A 15,787-nucleotide genomic window follows, 5' to 3' on the forward strand; every position below is an offset into this window, starting at 1 on the left:
TCGGCAGTTTTCGAACTGCCGACTGCTTGCCGGTGGAGTAGTATTTTCAATTCGATAGGCTAAAAGTTATAGGCTAGAGCTTTTAGTTGCTGGGGATGTTTGATTTTGGCCCACTTCGGTTCCAATGCTCGAACTTGAGAAAGTTACTGAATAACGGCCTAGATCTCCGGGGTCTCGTGCGAAATTAACAGCGCCGGCCTCTGTATTCCACTTGTAGGCGTCAGCCTCATACGAAGCACCTGACTGTAGTTTTACCCATTGGGTTGCACTAGTGGCAGGATTGCCGAGCTTGTCCGTGAGCATCTCTTTAACTAGATACAAGTTACTAGCATTACCGGTCAACACTAGCTGAATGACAGTGCCATCATTCACCGTAGCGAACAATTTATAGCCCGGTGAAATTGGCAAATATGGCAGCCCTCGCACCTCAAACTCACCCGCTTTGTTGGTAGCGACACGGCAAGGCTCGTCGGGGCGTTCATCTTCCGCTGAACATTCTGGCACCTCAGCCATGAAATTGCCCTGCAGGTCAACACCCAGGAACGCGCTCGGCGCGATCACTCGGTCAGCAACCTGCGTGGATTGCGCCCAGACAGGCGCGGCAGCAAACGCGGCCGCAAGAACGACCGAATGAGGAATATAAGGCATGGACGATCCCTGTGAGCCAAGATGGCTTTTCCTGAGAGGAGTTCGTATTTTGCCCCGCCGGCGATGACAGAACAACTGCCAAAATCGTGAACGGCGTCTTACCGGCACACTCCTGCATCATTCCCGTCTAGAATTGCGCCATCAATCGTCAACCATCAGCCACGAGAAGCGTTCAACCCTATGACAATCCTGGTAACCGGCGGCGCCGGCTTCATTGGTGCGAATTTCGTGCTGGATTGGGTAAGCCAGTCCGGCGAAACGATCGTCAACCTGGACAAGCTGACCTACGCCGGCAACCTGCAGAGCCTGGCCAGCCTGGAGGGCAACCCACAGCATGTTTTCGTGCATGGTGATATCGGTGACGGCCCGCTTGTGCAGCGCCTGCTGGCAGAGCACCGCCCGCGTGCAGTGCTTAACTTCGCCGCCGAGTCGCACGTCGACCGCTCCATTCATGGCCCGCAGGCGTTCGTTGAAACCAACGTTGTAGGCACGTTCCAGCTGCTTGAGGCGGTGCGTGCTTACTGGCAGGGCATGGACGAGGAAGCACGTGCGGCCTTCCGCTTCCTTCATGTTTCAACCGATGAGGTCTATGGCTCGCTGAAAGCCGGTGAGCCTGCCTTTACCGAAACCCATCAGTACCAGCCAAACAGCCCGTACTCCGCAAGCAAGGCCGCCAGCGACCACCTGGTCCGTTCCTATCACCACACCTACGGGCTGCCGGTGCTGACCACCAATTGTTCGAACAATTACGGCCCACTGCATTTCCCCGAGAAGCTGATCCCGCTGATCATCGTCAACGCCCTGGCCGGGAAGGCGCTGCCCGTATACGGCGATGGTCAGCAGATTCGCGACTGGCTTTACGTCAAGGACCACTGCAGCGCTATCCGCCGTGTGCTGGCAGCAGGGCAGGTGGGTGAGGTGTACAACGTCGGTGGCTGGAACGAGATGCCCAACCTGGACATCGTCCATCGCGTTTGTGCGCTACTCGATGAGCTCCGCCCGCGTACCGATGGGCAGCCGTATGCCAGCCAGATCAGCTTTGTCACCGACCGCCCTGGCCACGACCGCCGGTACGCTATCGATGCGCGCAAGCTGGAGCGTGAGCTGGGTTGGAAGCCGGCCGAAACCTTCGAAACGGGCATTCGTAAAACCGTGCAGTGGTACCTGGATAACCAGGCCTGGGTCGAAGGTGTGCAATCGGGCAGCTATCGCGAATGGGTCGAGAAGAATTACACCGGGCGTTCGGTGTAAAGGCGCTGAAAACTGGGTGGCTACCCTATAATGGCAAAAAGATGGCTGGCAACTAGCCATGGACGCCTGACAGAGATTTACAACCTATGAGCACTATCAACCGCAAAGGCATCATTCTGGCTGGGGGCTCGGGCACGCGCCTGCACCCTGCAACGCTGGCGATTTCCAAGCAGTTGCTGCCGGTTTACGACAAGCCGATGATCTATTACCCGCTGACCACGCTGATGCTGGCGGGCATTCGCGACATCCTGATCATCTCTACCCCGCAAGACACGCCGCGGTTCGAGCAGTTGCTGGGGGATGGTCACCAGTGGGGCATCAACATTACCTATGCGGTGCAGCCTTCGCCGGACGGGCTGGCACAGGCCTTCATCATTGGCGAAGGCTTCATTGGCAACGACCTTTCGGCGCTGGTACTGGGAGATAACATCTTCTACGGCCACGACTTCCAGGCCTTGTTGCTCGAAGCCATGGGCCGCCGCGAAGGTGCCAGCGTATTCGCTTACCACGTGACCGACCCTGAACGGTATGGCGTGGTGGAGTTCGACAGCCAGGGCAAGGCCCTGAGCCTGGAAGAGAAGCCGACCCAGCCGAAGTCCAATTACGCCGTGACGGGCCTGTACTTCTACGATCAGGATGTGATCCAGATGGCCAAAGGGCTCAAGCCCTCACCGCGAGGCGAGCTGGAGATTACCGACCTCAACCGCTTGTACCTTGAGCGTGAGCAGTTGTCGGTGGAAGTGATGGGGCGTGGGTATGCATGGCTCGATACCGGCACCCATGATTCCCTGCTTGAAGCCAGCGGTTACATTGCCACCATCGAGCGCCGCCAGGGCTTGAAGGTCGCCTGCCCAGAAGAAGTGGCTTACCGCCAGCGCTGGATTGATGCAGAGCAGTTGGCCAGGCTGGCCGCGCCGCTTACCAAGAACGGTTACGGGCAGTACTTGCAACGGGTGCTGCGCGACACGATCTTCTGACAGTGAAAGTTCTGTGCACGCCTGCTGTGGGAGCTTTTACCCGGCAGGTGTGCAACATGCTGTGACGTCTAATCTGGTAACCATTCCCTGGCGGCAACCGCTGGGCGAATGGCCTGCGAGCCGCTAGTTTGAGGGGGCAGCCAAGGAGCTTGCTGCATTCAAACTCAACTCACAGGAGTGACCTTCATGCGCAATACCGTTCTCACTTATCTGCTGCTGCCGCTGTTTGCCGGCCTGTCGTTTTCGATCAGCGCGGCGCCTGCTACGGCCCCTGTACCGAAGGAACCGGTACCGATGGTTAGCCAGTTACCGGCCACCTCAGCCAAGCTCAACCTCAATACCGCCGATGCGCTGACCTTGCAGAAGGAGCTGAATGGGATAGGCAAGGCCAAGGCCGAGGCCATTGTGGCTTACCGGGAGGCCCACGGTGCGTTCGCTTCAGTGGATGAACTGCTGGAGATCAAAGGGATTGGCAATGCGTTGATGGAGCGCAATCGGGACAAGTTGGCGGTCGAGTAGGGGAGTAGGCCGGGGCGGCTTGTTGCCTGCCCCGGCGTCATCGCCTGCAGCCTACCTGTCCTGCGCATCCTTGGCATCCGCCTCGGCATTGCGCTCATGTACCTTCTTCAGTTGCTCATCGGTCAAGGGCAGTTTCTTCGCCGTATCGCGCAACATCATCAACCCGCCCACGATCGAGCCAAGGGCTAGGATGAGTATCAGCCAGGCATACCAAGGCATTTTCGTTCTCCTATGAGCTGTGAGGCTTCGCTTGTACCCGTTTTGAGCGACCGCGTTGCCCGTTGGTTCAATTATAGGAGGGGTGCCCCGCCGGGCCAATTCTAATGGCCTCTGGCCCCCAAGGCGTGGCGACTTCGTTTACAATGCGCGCCGTTTACGAATTACCAAGAGACCCCGACCATGTCCGCCTGCCAGACGCCCCTGATCGTCGCCCTGGATTTCCCCACCCGTGACGCCGCCCTGAAGCTGGCTGACCAGCTCGACCCCGCACTGTGCCGGGTGAAGGTTGGCAAGGAGCTGTTCACCAGCAGCGCTTCGGGCATTGTCGAAACCCTGTGCGCGAAAGGTTTCGAGGTGTTCCTCGACCTTAAATTCCATGACATCCCCAACACCACCGCCATGGCCGTGAAGGCTGCGGCCGAAATGGGCGTTTGGATGGTCAACGTGCACTGCTCCGGTGGCCTGCGCATGATGTCGGCCTGCCGCGAAGTGCTGGCCAAGCGCAGCGGCCCCCAGCCATTGCTGATTGGCGTGACCGTGCTGACCAGCATGGAACGTGAAGACCTGGCCGGTATCGGCCTGGATGTAGACCCGCAAGAGCAGGTGCTGCGCCTGGCTGCGTTGGCCGAGAAGGCTGGCATGGACGGTTTGGTGTGCTCGGCCTTGGAAGCACCGGCGTTGAAAACCGCGCACCCATCGCTGCAACTGGTTACACCAGGCATTCGCCCAGCAGGCAGTGCTCAGGATGACCAGCGTCGCATTCTTACCCCGCGCCAGGCACTGGATGCAGGTTCGGACTACCTCGTGATCGGGCGGCCCATCAGCCAGGCGGCAGACCCGGCAGCAGCATTGGCGGCGGTCGTCGCCGAAATTCGCGGCTGAGATATGAACGAGGGCAGCAATGCTGCTCTCGCTCAAATAACGGCGATTTGTCACGGTTGCAGTCATGACGCAACTGAAATCGCGTAGGACATAGGGAATGAGCCCTCCGCATGAGTATGTTAGATGTCAGTTGATGTTTCGGATCAGAGCCCGGTTCAGCGCTTTGGAAGCCTGATTGGTACTTACCTGCTGCCAGTAGGCTGGTTCATCATTCTTACGGGAATGTTCTGGGCCTGGGACCGCTCTGCTTATCACAAGCTCTTTTATATTTTTCTTGCGGCGCCCACGCTTGTGATGCTGATCAAGCACCGGCATCTGCTGAAACCTCTGGTTTGCAATCCGCTGTTCTTGGCGTTCCTGGTTTTCAGTGGCTACACCCTTCTGAGCATCGCGTGGTCCGACACTGAAAACTCCACCAGCAGCTTGCTGAAGCGCCCGCTGTATATTGCGATGTTGCTACTGGCCGCAGGTATCATCAGCCTGCGCACACCCGGGCAACTGGATCAATGGACGCGCCTGGCCGCTATAGTGATCGCGGTGGCGGCTGGTTTGTCATTGGCGGTTTTTCTCTACCAGAACCCCGTATTGGCAGGCAGGCGCCTGAATGGTTACGGTGCGTTGTATAACCCGTTGCTGACTGCGCATGTATTTGGCGCCTTCGCTGCATTCTGGCTCGCATCCTGGTTCCAGGCTCGTAGTGCGCTCAGCCCATTGCCTTTGGTTTGCCTCGCTGTTCTGGGAATGGCAATCCTGGCGACAGGTTCCCGCACGCCGTTGATCGGCCTGTCAGCTGCTTTGGGTTGGTTGCTGATCGTCGGTGATCGCCGACGCACCGGGCTGGCATTGACTGTGATCGGTATTGCAGCCGTCAGTGTGGTGTTGCTCTACCCTGAAGCCATTACCCAGCGTGGCGTCTCGCACCGCCCGGCCATCTGGCTGGACTCCCTGCGCCAGATCAGCGAACACCCATGGCTGGGCCGCGGCTTCGATTCGCCGATGACAATCATCATCCCAGGCTTGGGCAAGACGCTTGCCGACCCTCATAACATTGAGCTTGGAGTGCTTTATGCGGGTGGGGTCGTCGGCTTGGTGCTGTGGATGGCGCTTTACGGCTTGGCCATGTACTTCTGCTGGGTGTACCGCAAACACCCAGGCGTGATGATAGCGGCAACCTGGCTGATCTTCGGCTTCGCTTCGGGCCTGACCGAAGGCAGTGCCTTCATGTCGCGCCCGAAGGAGCATTGGTTCCTGATCTGGATCCCGATGGCTTTGGTCTACGGGCAATCACTGATCCACTGGAAGCGCAGCCGGTCTGCTTAAGAGCAGACCATCCGCCATATACCGCGCAAGGTCTTGCGGTTCCAGTACTTGAGCGGGATTTGCGAAAGTATTTCCCGGCTCAATGCCTTGTCGCGGTTAGCGTACTTCAGCACCATGGAGTTACGGAACCGCATGCACACCTGCTCATATTGCGGGTGGTCGCTGAACACCGCAAAGGTGCGCAGCACGTTGTCCACCATGAAGCGGCCGTTCTTGAAGGTGTTGGTCGGGTGGTCACGGTACTGCGCCAGTACCTCGCCCAGTACGTCGATGAAATAACCGGCGCGTGCGATCGACAGTTCGATATACACGTCTTCCAGGCGGATATCGGCATTGAACCCCCCCACTTTTTCCAGCGCCTCACGGCGCAGCATCAGTGTGGCTGCCATTGGCCCTGGCTTGCGGTCGAGGAACAGGTCGTCGAAGTCCAGGCGGCGGAAGGGCAGGTTGCGGTTGCGTTGCTCGCGTGCGCCCATCACGTTGCCATCCTGGTCGATGGTTTCGATGTTGGCCGAGCAGATGCCCACTTCAGGCTTGCCGTTCATGTACTCCACTTGGGTGGCAATACGGTGGGGCATCATGATGTCGTCAGAGCCGAAGGGCACGATCAGGTCGCCCCTGGCGCGTGCTATCGCGTCGTTGAGGGTGCGTGCCAGGCCTTGGTTGGCCTGGAAGCGCAGATCGAAGCCATGCTGTTCCTGAAGCCGCTTGAGCACTGCTGGGCTTTCGTCCTTGGAGCCGTCGTCCACCACCAGAAGCTCGATGTTCTTGTAGGTCTGGTTGATGACGCTGTTGATGCTTGCTTCGATGTAGCGCGCGTGGTTGTAGGACGCGATGATCACTGTCACCAACGGTGTGTCAGCAACGCCGTGATTCTCAGAACACATGTGAAACCCCTAGCTTTGATCCGTTCTTTTGACGCCTCTATGCAGGCTACCTGCTGGTTTTTCTAAAGTGATGGCAATTCAGCATCTTATGCAGGTATTGGCCATTCTAATGGAAGGGGCACTTGAGGGATACGATAGCGTGTTGCAGGCTTATACGTAGGGAGGATCCTGCGATTTGTTCAGATATTTCCTACGACTCAGGACTGGTGATGCCTCGCCTGAGGAAATACCCTACATGTTCTGTCGACACGCGTCTGATTGTTCCTGGAAACACTGCCCTTTAGGCTTTCTGGGTCGCTGATGTTCAGCGATGCGGGTGTGGAAACCCGGCAATCTTCAAGTGTCTGTCGTAATGGCAGCTGTATGCGGGAGGCCGTCAGGCCTACCGGGGTTCCTTGAAGACCGGATTTCCACCCCGTGTACAGTTGCCGCCTTTCGTGTGGAAACGGCGGTGGCAGCTCCTGAAATCTTCAAGGAATTGCTATGAAAAAAATCGTCCCCGATCCACCCCATAATTTCGACCTTCCCTCCGACAAGACCCTCTCCAGCGCCATCAGCGAGCGCATCGTGCCGATCGATCACGTGGTCATGAACGTCACCCATTACCTGATGCTGGCCTACAACCACTGCCACATGGCCCTCTACGCAATCGAGGATGAGGCCACCCGTGAGTTGATGGTAAACGGGCTGCGGGCCATGCAGATTGCCTGGGGTCAGTCGGATGCGCTGTCGCTGGCCTTGGAACGTACTAACGGCCTGCATTGAGGGGAATACGGCAATGACTACAGACGTTACCTATGTCACAGCAGGTGTGACCACGTTTTTTCAGGGTGAGCACCAGAGCCATCCCTTGTTCCGCATCGAGCCGGGTATACCTTGCCAGGATGCCCGTGAGCAGGCTTCGGAGTTGATGGGGTATGTGCGCGAGCTGACCATCGTTGGGCTGATGGATGAGAAGCCGATGATGATCTGGGCTTCGCATTACCTGAGCGCGATGGCCAAGGCGCTGATGGATGATGCGGAGTTGGGGATGAGGGGCTGAGGCTGCCTGTCACAGAATCTTCGGGCACTCGGTTTCCGTTACGCCGCAATACCCAAGCCAAACCCTGAATGCCAACAAAAAGGGCCGGTACACTCGCGCGTACCGGCCCATTCAAATCACGCAAAAGCGACTCAACCAATAACCAGCGGCGGGAACGACTTCACCAGGTCATCCAGCGCCTTGATCTGCGCCAAGAACGGCTCCAGCTTGTCCAGCGGCAGGGCGCTTGGGCCGTCGCACTTGGCCTGGTCCGGGTTCGGGTGGGCTTCCAGGAACAGGCCAGCCAGGCCAACGCCCATGCCGGCACGTGCCAGGTCAACCACCTGCTCACGGCGGCCACCAGAAGCAGCACCCGAAGGGTCACGGTTCTGCAGGGCGTGGGTCACGTCGAAAATGATCGGCAGGTCATCGCAGGTGCGCTTCATCACACCAAAGCCCAGCATGTCCACAACCAGGTTGTCGTAGCCCATGCAGGTGCCGCGGTCGCACAGGATCAACTGGTCGTTACCCGCTTCCTTGAACTTCTGCACGATGTTCTGCATCTGCGAAGGGCTCAGGAACTGCGGCTTCTTGATGTTCACCGGTTTGCCAGTCTTGGCCAGCGCCACCACCAGGTCGGTCTGGCGGGCCAGGAAGGCAGGCAGTTGCAGCACGTCGACCACTTCGGCCACTGGCGCGCACTGGTAGATCTCGTGCACGTCGGTGATGATCGGTACGCCGAACTCGGCCTTGACCTTCTCGAAGATGCGCAGGCCTTCTTCCATGCCCGGGCCACGGTAGGAGTGGATCGAGGAACGGTTGGCTTTGTCGAAGCTGGCCTTGAACACGTAAGGAATGCCCAGCTTCTCGGTTACCCGCACGTATTCGGCGCAGGCGGTAAGGGCCAGGTCCTCGGACTCAAGGACGTTGATGCCGCCGAACAGCACGAACGGGGCGGCATTGGAACATTCGATGTTCTGGGTGATCTTGATCATTTTCTACTCTATGAAGTCTGGGGTAGCCATGGCGCTCTACCAACGACTTTCGAGTACACCGCTGGTGAAGATTTCGCGGCGCTCCAGGCGCCCGATTTCCTCATGCTTGGCAAGCGCGTACACCCGGTTGAAGGCTGCGCGTTGCACGTCAGGGAAGTACTCGGCCAGTGCGTATTCTACCGCAGCATCATAGTCCGCTTCGGTTATATAGCGGTAAATTTCTCGGTAGTAGAAAAAGCCGAACTGAAAGCCCAAGGTTTCGCTCATGTAGGCCGTGGGCCCGGAGAAGCTGTTCTCCAGGTCGATGGCCTGCGCTTGTCCTTCTTCCGGGAGCATGACGTTGGCCGCCCACAGGTCCATGTGCGTGACGCCTTGGCAGTGCAGGGCATGCAGCAGTTCGAACGCTGCCGCGATCACCCCGTGCACGGCCTCTGGCTTTTTGCGCACCTTTGCCAGCCCGTCCTCGTGCCCGCTCAGCAATTCTGTGATGAGGAAAAAGTCCTGCATCAGGCCCAACCGGGAGCGGCTGTAGCCGTAGCCGACCAGCTTGGGCACCCGCGCACCCCGCCGGGCTGCTTCGCGGGTGTTGATCAGTTCTTCGAGGGACCAGTCGTACATGCCGTTGCGCTTGGGCCGGCCACGCTGCATGCGCAGCTTCTTTTTCAGCGAATCGAGCTTTTCACGTTTGGTGAACAGCAGGCTTCGGGAGCATTCAAGAGGGGCGCTAACCCGTTTGGCACTGGCGCTCTGCTCGATCAGTCGTTCGAAGGCTTGCCGGGTATGCGGGGCAATAGGGGCTTGAAGGTGCAAGGTGGTGTCGCGATGGCGCAGAGTGTGGGGGTATTCGTTTTGCCAGATCTGTGAATCGCCAACCACACCTTCATTCCTTGTAGTATCAAATAGCCATAAATAATGGATCCAATACTACAGTTTTTTCACATTTTTCGTACAGGTTCTTAACGATACTTAACATTGAAATGTGCTAAGGGGCCGCGTGAGCGGCCCCAGTATTTCAAACCTTCAACACCAGCTTGCCGAAGTTTTCCCCGCTGAACAGCTTGAGCAGGGTTTCTGGGAACGTCTCCAGCCCCTCCACCACATCCTCTTTGCTCTTGACCTTGCCACTGGCCAGCCAGCCGGCGATTTCCTGCGCGGCCTTGCCGTACTCCTTGGCGTGGTCCATCACCACGAACCCTTCCATGCGTGCACGGTTCACCAGCAGCGCCAGGTAGTTGGCCGGGCCTTTGACTGCTTCCTTGTTGTTGTACTGGCTGATCGCCCCGCAGATCACGATGCGGGCCTTGAAGTTGATGCGGGTGAGCACGGCGTCGAGGATTTCGCCGCCGACGTTGTCGAAGTACACGTCAACGCCCTTGGGGCATTCGCGCTTCAGGCCGGCAAGTACGTCCTCGGCTTTGTAGTCGATGACGCCATCGAACCCCAGTTCATCCTTGAGGTACTGGCATTTCTGCGCGCCGCCGGCAATGCCGACGACGCGGCAGCCTTTGATCTTGGCAATCTGGCCGACGATGCTGCCCACGGCGCCGGCAGCACCGGAGATGACCACGGTGTCACCCTCTTTTGGCTGGCCGACATCGAGCAGGGCGAAGTAGGCGGTCATGCCGGTCATGCCCAGGGCTGAGAGGTAGCGGGGCAGGGGGGCAAGGTTGGGGTCGATCTTGTGCAGGCCCTGGGGTTCGCCGGTGAAGTAGTCCTGCACGCCGAGGGCGCCGCTGACATGGTCGCCGGGTTTGAAGTCGGGGTGGTTGGAGGCCACCACTTCGCCTACGCCCAGCGCGCGCATTACCTGGCCGAGTGCCACGGGCGGGATGTACGACTTGCCTTCATTCATCCAGCCGCGCATGGCCGGGTCCAGCGACAGGTACAGGTTGCGTACCTGGATCTGGCCTTCGGCGGGGGCATCGGCGGGCACTGTATCGAAGGTGAAGTCGTCGCGGCGTACGGCGCCGGTCGGGCGTTTGGCCAGCAGGAAGCGGCGGTTGGTCTGGGTCATGGCGGGGTCCTTGTGGGCAGGAGCAGAAGGGTCAATTTAACGTGGTGATGACAACAGGTCTGCAAAATCACTGGTAGGCATGATAGCCCAACCGCTGGCTTGATGATGCTGCACAGTGGGTTGGCAGGCTGACTAGACTCTGAGCGCAGAAGCCAAAGGCTGCTGCAACCATTTGTGGGAGCCGGGCTTGCCGGCGATGGGCTGTGAGCGGCCCCTTTGTTTCGGGTGTTGAGAAAGGCCTGCAGGCCGGGGCGAGCGCTGCGCGCTCGATCGCCGGCAAGCGCGGCTCCCACATTAAAAAAATTGCGCTTTGCTGCACCCATGATTGGAGCATTCGATGAGCATGACCTTTTCCGGCCAGGTAGCACTGGTCACTGGCGGTGCGGCGGGTATCGGCCGGGCGACGGCACTGGCGTTTGCCCGTGAGGGGCTCAAGGTGGTGGTGGCCGACCTCGATCCGGTCGGCGGTGAGGGCACCGTGGCGTTGATCAACGAGGCCGGTGGCCAGGCGCTGTTCGTGGCCTGTGACGTGACCCGTGACGCTGATGTGCGCCGGCTGCATGAGCAGGTCATTCAGGCCTACGGTCGCCTGGACTATGCCTACAACAATGCCGGTATCGAAATCGAGCAGGGCCGCCTGGCCGAGGGCAGCGAGGCAGAGTTCGACGCCATCATGGGCGTCAACGTCAAAGGGGTGTGGCTGTGCATGAAGTACCAGCTGCCGCTGTTGCTGGCCCAGGGCGGCGGGGCGATCGTCAATACTGCCTCGGTGGCAGGCTTGGGCGCGGCGCCGAAGATGAGCATCTACAGCGCGTCCAAGCACGCGGTAATCGGCCTGACCAAATCGGCGGCCATCGAATATGCCAAGAAGCGCATCCGCGTGAATGCGGTGTGCCCGGCGGTGATCGATACCGACATGTTCCGCCGCGCCTACGAGGCCGACCCGCGCAAGGCCGAGTTCGCCGCCGCAATGCACCCGGTCGGGCGCATCGGCAAGGTCGAGGAAATCGCCAGTGCGGTGCTGTACCTGTGCAGTGATGGGGCAGCGTTCACTACCGGGCACAGCCTTACGGTGGACGGTGGGGCCACGGCTATTTGAAAAGGGGCCCTGTGCCGACGGGACGATGGTACGGAGTTTGATTTCTCTGTGATAGGGTTGGGGCAAGAACTGGATCGTTGGTGACCGGTCTTACGATGAAGTCACTTCATCTAAGGACAGCAATGAAGCATTTAGTTTTGTTCTTGGCCATCGTGGCGATTGCAGGGTGCGCGGCAACTGCCAAGACCGAGATGAGAAAAGGCCGCAAGGGCTTGCATATCAATTGCTCGGGCCTCTCGTCATCGTGGGACAAGTGCTATAGCAAGGCGGCGCAGTCCTGTGGGGCCCGTGGTTACAAAGTTGTCGCCCGCTCGACCAGTGACGATGAGGAGGAAGGGGACTTCCTGTTCGGCATAAACCCTGCGGGTTATACCAGCCGTACCATGATCGTCATCTGCAAATGATGCTTGGGCGGGTCATTTTCCGGTGACGTGCTCACCGGCCCCGGCCAGTTTGCGCATCAATGTCGCTCATGGGCAGGGTTCCCGTGCTCTGGCCTTTCTTTCACATGCAGGGCGACCTTCAGCAAGCTGATTACGACACGCTCATAGCTATTTGACACTATTGCGCCCTCAAGCCCTTGTGGGTTCAACGCAATCGTTGCCACGCTTGGCCTTTGCAAACTCTGAGAGCAAGGGGGCGGCGTATGGAGGCGAGCAGGCAGGGTTTTCTGGCCAACCTGGGCATGGCCCGCAAGCTGGGCCTGGGCTTTGCCCTGGTATTGCTGCTGACCCTGGCGGTGGCAGCCATCGGCATTGCCGCGCTGTACAGCGTCGGCCAGCATTTCGGTGGCCTGCGCCAGCTGGGCCAGTTCAACACCGACCTGCTCAAACTGCGCCAGCACGAACAGGCCTTTGCCCTGCGCTCCGATATCAAGGAGGCCGAGGCCCTGCGCAGCGGCCTGCACAACCTCAGCGAGCGCGCCCGGAGCCTGCCGGCACTGGCGGCGGCCGAAGCGGACCTGGCGGCGTATGGCCAGGCCTTCGAAGCCTTTGTCGAAGCGGTGCAGGCCAAGGAGCTGGCGCTGGACATGGCCAGTTGGTCGGTCTCCAGCGTGGCCAACAACCTCGATGTACTGCAGGCCGGCCTGGCCGATGACGGCACCTACACGCTCAAGCAGTCACAAGGCCAGCAAGGCGGGGAGTTTTTGGAGCAGGCTGCGCAGGTGAGCCAGGTATCCCGCTTGATGCTGCAGGCCATGGACGAGGCACGCGTGCGCCTGGACCAGAGCCGCAAAGGCGAGGAGGGCGCAGCCGCAGGGCGCATCGCCCAGACAGTTGAGGCGGCAGGGCTGGTCGAGCAGCTCAAGGCGGCGGTCGGCGATGCGGGCTACCAGAGCGTGCTGGGCGAGGTGCAGGGGCATATCGCCAGCTTCTCCGACAAACTCAACGAATACACCGACCTGCTCGGCAAAGAGCACGGTATCAAGGCGCAACTGCAGGCGCGTGCCGAGCAGGCTACGCAGCGGGTCGATCAGGCCTATGCGGCGGACGAGCAGGCGATGCAGGCTGAGCTGACGCGCAATGCCGTGGCCATCGCCCTGGCAACCGGCCTGGCGCTGCTGGTGGGGGTACTGGCGGGGTGGTTGATCACGCGGGCGGTGGTCGGCCCGCTCAAACGGGTGATTGGCCGTGCCCAGCGCATCGCTGCCGGGGAGTTGAGCCTGGACGCGGAAGCTGCGCGCAACGATGAGGTGGGCCAGTTGATGCAGGCCATGCAGCAGATGGCTGCCGGGCTGTCGGGCATCGTCAGCGGCCTGCAGCAGGGTATCGAGCAACTGGCTGGCAGTGCCCAGGCGCTGTCAGCGGTAACCGAGCAGACCAACCGCGAAGTCGGCAGCCAGAAGGAGGAGACCGAGCAGGTGGTGACCGCCATGCAGCAGATGACCGCCACCGTGCACGATGTGGCGCGCAATGCCGAAGAGGCGGCACTGGCGGCCCAGGCCGCTGACGAGAAGGTCGATTCGGGCCAGGTGGTGGTGCGCCAGAGCATGCAGCGTATCGAGCAACTGGCGGCGGCGGCGGATGCTGCCAGCGCCGGTATCGACAGCCTGAGCGCCGAGATCCACACCATTGGCGATGTGCTGGAAGTGATCAAGAGCGTTGCCGAGCAGACCAACCTGCTGGCGCTCAATGCCGCCATCGAAGCGGCGCGGGCGGGCGAGCAGGGGCGTGGTTTTGCCGTGGTGGCCGATGAGGTGCGGGCGCTGGCCCGGCGTACCCGCCAGTCTACCGAGGAGATCGAGCGGTTGGTTGCCAGCCTGCGCGGCAATGCCCAGCAGTCGGTGGCGCAGATCCGTGGCAGTACCGACCTGGTGCGCCTGGCAGTGGCCGATGCGCTGCAAACCGAAAGCGCCCTGGGCAGTATTGCGGCAGCGGTGTCGTTGATTCAGCAGATGAACCAGCAGATTGCCGCGGCGGCAGAGCAGCAGAGTTCGGTGGCTGAAGAGATTAGCCGCAGTGTCACGCAGATTCGGGGCAGTGCCGATCAGGCGGCATTGGCAATGCAGGGTAATGCGCAGTCAAGTATCGAGCTGGCGCAGTTGGGCAGTGACCTTAAGGGGATGGTGGGGCATTTTCGTTTGTGATCGTTTGTACCGGCCCCATCGCCGGCAAGCCGGCTCCCACAGGAACCCCACTGATTTCAAGGCATGTGGTGTAACTGTAGGAGCCGGCTTGCCGGCGATGGGGCCGGTACGGCACCCCTTCGGTCAGGCCCTGCGCGGGTTGAGAATCAGCAGGGTCACCACCCCCGCCACAATCCCCCAGAATGCCGACCCGATCGAAAACAGGGTCAAGCCCGACGCCGTCACCATGAAGGTAATCAGCGCTGCCTCCCGCTCGCGCGCCTCACTCATGGCCACCGTCAGGCCGTTCATGATCGAGCCGAACAGCGCCAATGCCGCGATAGACAACACCAGCTCCTTGGGCAGCGCAGCGAACAACGCCGCCAGCGTGGCGCCGAACACCCCGGCAATGCCGTAGAAAATCCCGCACCACACCGCCGCTGTATAGCGCTTGCTTGGGTCTTCATGGGCATGCGGCCCGGTGCAGATCGCTGCGCTGATGGCCGCCAGGTTGACGCCGTGCGAGCCGAACGGGGCCAGCAGCAGTGAGGCAAAGCCGGTGGTTGAGATCAATGGCGAAGCCGGGACCTGATAACCATCGGCGCGCAGTACGGCAACACCGGGCATGTTTTGCGAGGTCATGGCCACCACGAACAGTGGAATGCCGATGCTGATGGTCGCGGCCAGCGAGAAGCTGGGCGTGGTCCACACCGGTGTGGCCACTTCCAGCCTGAAGCTGCTGAAGTCCAGCAAACCCAGTGCGCCGGACAGCGCCGTGCCCACCAGTAACGCTGCCAGCACGCAGTAGCGCGGCGACAGGCGTTTGACCAGCAGGTAACTGAAGAACATGCCCAGCACCAGCAGCGTGCGGTGCTGCGCTGCGACGAAGATTTCGCTGCCGATCTTGAACAGGATGCCGGCCAGCAATGCCGAGGCCAGTGATGCCGGGATGCGTTTGACCAGGCGTTCGAAGCTGCCGGTCAGGCCGCAGATGAGTACCAGCACGGCACAGGTGATGTAGGCACCGATCGCTTCGCCGTAGCTGACCCCGCCCAGGCTGGTGATCAACAGCGCAGCCCCGGGCGTCGACCAGGCCACGGTGATCGGCGTGCGGTAGCGCAGCGACAGGCCGATGCTGCAGACCGCCATGCCGATGGACAGGGCCCAGATCCACGACGAGATCTGCGCCGTGGAAAGGCCGGCGGCCTGGCCAGCCTGGAACATCAGCACCAGCGAGCTGGTGTAGCCGGTGAGCATGGCGATGAAACCGGCGACGACGGCCGACGTTGAGCTGTCTGCCAGGGGCCGCAGGCGTGCGGAGGTGGCATCGGTCATGGGGTAAGTCCTTGTCCATGTGTAAGCAGTTTTTTCAGACTAACGCGCGTCGGG

At 60.3% G+C, this 15,787-nt stretch carries 17 protein-coding genes; 10 read left to right on the plus strand and 7 right to left on the minus strand.

Annotated elements, in window-relative coordinates:
• Positions 1 to 66 precede the first annotated feature (66 nt).
• Positions 67 to 648, minus strand: coding sequence for a hypothetical protein (locus JOE27_RS23185; protein ID WP_204920304.1), 582 nt, complete (start codon positions 646 to 648; stop codon positions 67 to 69).
• A 180-nt stretch (positions 649 to 828) separates the two neighbouring features.
• Here JOE27_RS23185 and rfbB point away from each other — a divergent pair, with 180 nt between their 5' ends.
• The 3 genes from rfbB to JOE27_RS23200 all read left to right on the plus strand — a co-directional run bounded on the left by rfbB (position 829) and on the right by JOE27_RS23200 (position 3,395).
• Positions 829 to 1,899, plus strand: coding sequence for a dTDP-glucose 4,6-dehydratase (rfbB, locus tag JOE27_RS23190; RefSeq protein WP_204920306.1), 1,071 nt, complete (start codon positions 829 to 831; stop codon positions 1,897 to 1,899).
• A 95-nt stretch (positions 1,900 to 1,994) separates the two neighbouring features.
• Positions 1,995 to 2,876 (plus strand): glucose-1-phosphate thymidylyltransferase RfbA, encoded by an 882-nt coding sequence (gene rfbA / locus JOE27_RS23195; protein ID WP_204920655.1) that lies wholly within the window; start codon positions 1,995 to 1,997, stop codon positions 2,874 to 2,876.
• A gap of 186 nt (positions 2,877 to 3,062) precedes the next feature.
• Positions 3,063 to 3,395 carry a ComEA family DNA-binding protein gene (locus JOE27_RS23200; protein ID WP_204920308.1) on the plus strand — a complete coding sequence of 111 codons (333 nt, stop codon included), beginning with the start codon at positions 3,063 to 3,065 and terminating at the stop codon, positions 3,393 to 3,395.
• 51 nt (positions 3,396 to 3,446) lie between these two features.
• Here the strand turns inward: JOE27_RS23200 and JOE27_RS23205 are convergent, their stop codons facing one another.
• Positions 3,447 to 3,614 (minus strand): DUF2897 family protein, encoded by a 168-nt coding sequence (locus tag JOE27_RS23205; RefSeq protein WP_012313328.1) that lies wholly within the window; start codon positions 3,612 to 3,614, stop codon positions 3,447 to 3,449.
• A gap of 180 nt (positions 3,615 to 3,794) precedes the next feature.
• Between JOE27_RS23205 and pyrF the strand changes: the two genes are divergently transcribed.
• Positions 3,795 to 4,496 carry an orotidine-5'-phosphate decarboxylase gene (gene pyrF, locus JOE27_RS23210; protein WP_125924348.1) on the plus strand — a complete coding sequence of 234 codons (702 nt, stop codon included), beginning with the start codon at positions 3,795 to 3,797 and terminating at the stop codon, positions 4,494 to 4,496.
• A 123-nt stretch (positions 4,497 to 4,619) separates the two neighbouring features.
• Positions 4,620 to 5,816, plus strand: coding sequence for an O-antigen ligase family protein (locus tag JOE27_RS23215; protein ID WP_204920337.1), 1,197 nt, complete (start codon positions 4,620 to 4,622; stop codon positions 5,814 to 5,816).
• Here JOE27_RS23215 and JOE27_RS23220 read toward each other — a convergent pair.
• On the minus strand, positions 5,813 to 6,703 hold the full coding sequence (locus JOE27_RS23220; RefSeq protein ID WP_125924350.1) for a glycosyltransferase: 891 nt from the start codon (positions 6,701 to 6,703) through the stop codon (positions 5,813 to 5,815). The two genes, JOE27_RS23215 and JOE27_RS23220, sit on opposite strands and share 4 nt — an antisense overlap.
• A 483-nt stretch (positions 6,704 to 7,186) precedes the next feature.
• On the opposite strand from JOE27_RS23220, the gene JOE27_RS23225 reads away from it, so the two are divergent.
• Together JOE27_RS23225 and JOE27_RS23230 are read left to right on the plus strand one after the other, a co-directional pair.
• On the plus strand, positions 7,187 to 7,468 hold the full coding sequence (locus tag JOE27_RS23225; protein WP_012313332.1) for a hypothetical protein: 282 nt from the start codon (positions 7,187 to 7,189) through the stop codon (positions 7,466 to 7,468).
• A 13-nt stretch (positions 7,469 to 7,481) separates the two neighbouring features.
• Complete coding sequence (locus JOE27_RS23230) at positions 7,482 to 7,745, plus strand: DUF3077 domain-containing protein (protein WP_204920339.1); 264 nt, start codon at positions 7,482 to 7,484, stop codon at positions 7,743 to 7,745.
• A gap of 131 nt (positions 7,746 to 7,876) precedes the next feature.
• Here JOE27_RS23230 and kdsA read toward each other — a convergent pair whose 3' ends face one another.
• From kdsA to JOE27_RS23245, 3 genes are all read right to left on the minus strand, one after another.
• Positions 7,877 to 8,719 carry a 3-deoxy-8-phosphooctulonate synthase gene (kdsA, locus tag JOE27_RS23235; protein WP_012313334.1) on the minus strand — a complete coding sequence of 281 codons (843 nt, stop codon included), beginning with the start codon at positions 8,717 to 8,719 and terminating at the stop codon, positions 7,877 to 7,879.
• Between the two features lie 36 nt (positions 8,720 to 8,755).
• Entirely contained in the window at positions 8,756 to 9,595 is an 840-nt protein-coding gene (locus tag JOE27_RS23240; protein WP_204920341.1) for a lipopolysaccharide kinase InaA family protein, read from the minus strand.
• Positions 9,596 to 9,731: 136 nt separating this feature from the next.
• On the minus strand, positions 9,732 to 10,733 hold the full coding sequence (locus tag JOE27_RS23245) for an NADP-dependent oxidoreductase (RefSeq protein ID WP_204920343.1): 1,002 nt from the start codon (positions 10,731 to 10,733) through the stop codon (positions 9,732 to 9,734).
• A gap of 337 nt (positions 10,734 to 11,070) precedes the next feature.
• On the opposite strand from JOE27_RS23245, the gene JOE27_RS23250 reads away from it, so the two are divergent.
• From JOE27_RS23250 to JOE27_RS23260, 3 genes are all read left to right on the plus strand, one after another.
• Positions 11,071 to 11,832, plus strand: coding sequence for an SDR family oxidoreductase (locus JOE27_RS23250; RefSeq protein WP_046786626.1), 762 nt, complete (start codon positions 11,071 to 11,073; stop codon positions 11,830 to 11,832).
• A 122-nt stretch (positions 11,833 to 11,954) separates the two neighbouring features.
• The gene (locus tag JOE27_RS23255) at positions 11,955 to 12,236 is read left to right on the plus strand and encodes a hypothetical protein (protein WP_204920345.1); all 282 of its coding nucleotides are present in this window, start codon (positions 11,955 to 11,957) and stop codon (positions 12,234 to 12,236) included.
• Positions 12,237 to 12,478: 242 nt separating this feature from the next.
• Entirely contained in the window at positions 12,479 to 14,419 is a 1,941-nt protein-coding gene (locus tag JOE27_RS23260) for a methyl-accepting chemotaxis protein (RefSeq protein ID WP_204920347.1), read from the plus strand.
• 123 nt (positions 14,420 to 14,542) lie between these two features.
• Here JOE27_RS23260 and JOE27_RS23265 read toward each other — a convergent pair whose 3' ends face one another.
• Positions 14,543 to 15,733, minus strand: a complete 1,191-nt coding sequence (locus JOE27_RS23265) for a benzoate/H(+) symporter BenE family transporter (protein ID WP_046786624.1) — start codon at positions 15,731 to 15,733, stop codon at positions 14,543 to 14,545.
• Between the last annotated feature and the right edge of the window lie 54 nt (positions 15,734 to 15,787).

Origin of the sequence: Pseudomonas sp. M5 (assembly GCF_016907075.1) — a bacterium.
Classification (GTDB): Bacteria; Pseudomonadota; Gammaproteobacteria; order Pseudomonadales; family Pseudomonadaceae; genus Aquipseudomonas; species Aquipseudomonas putida_E.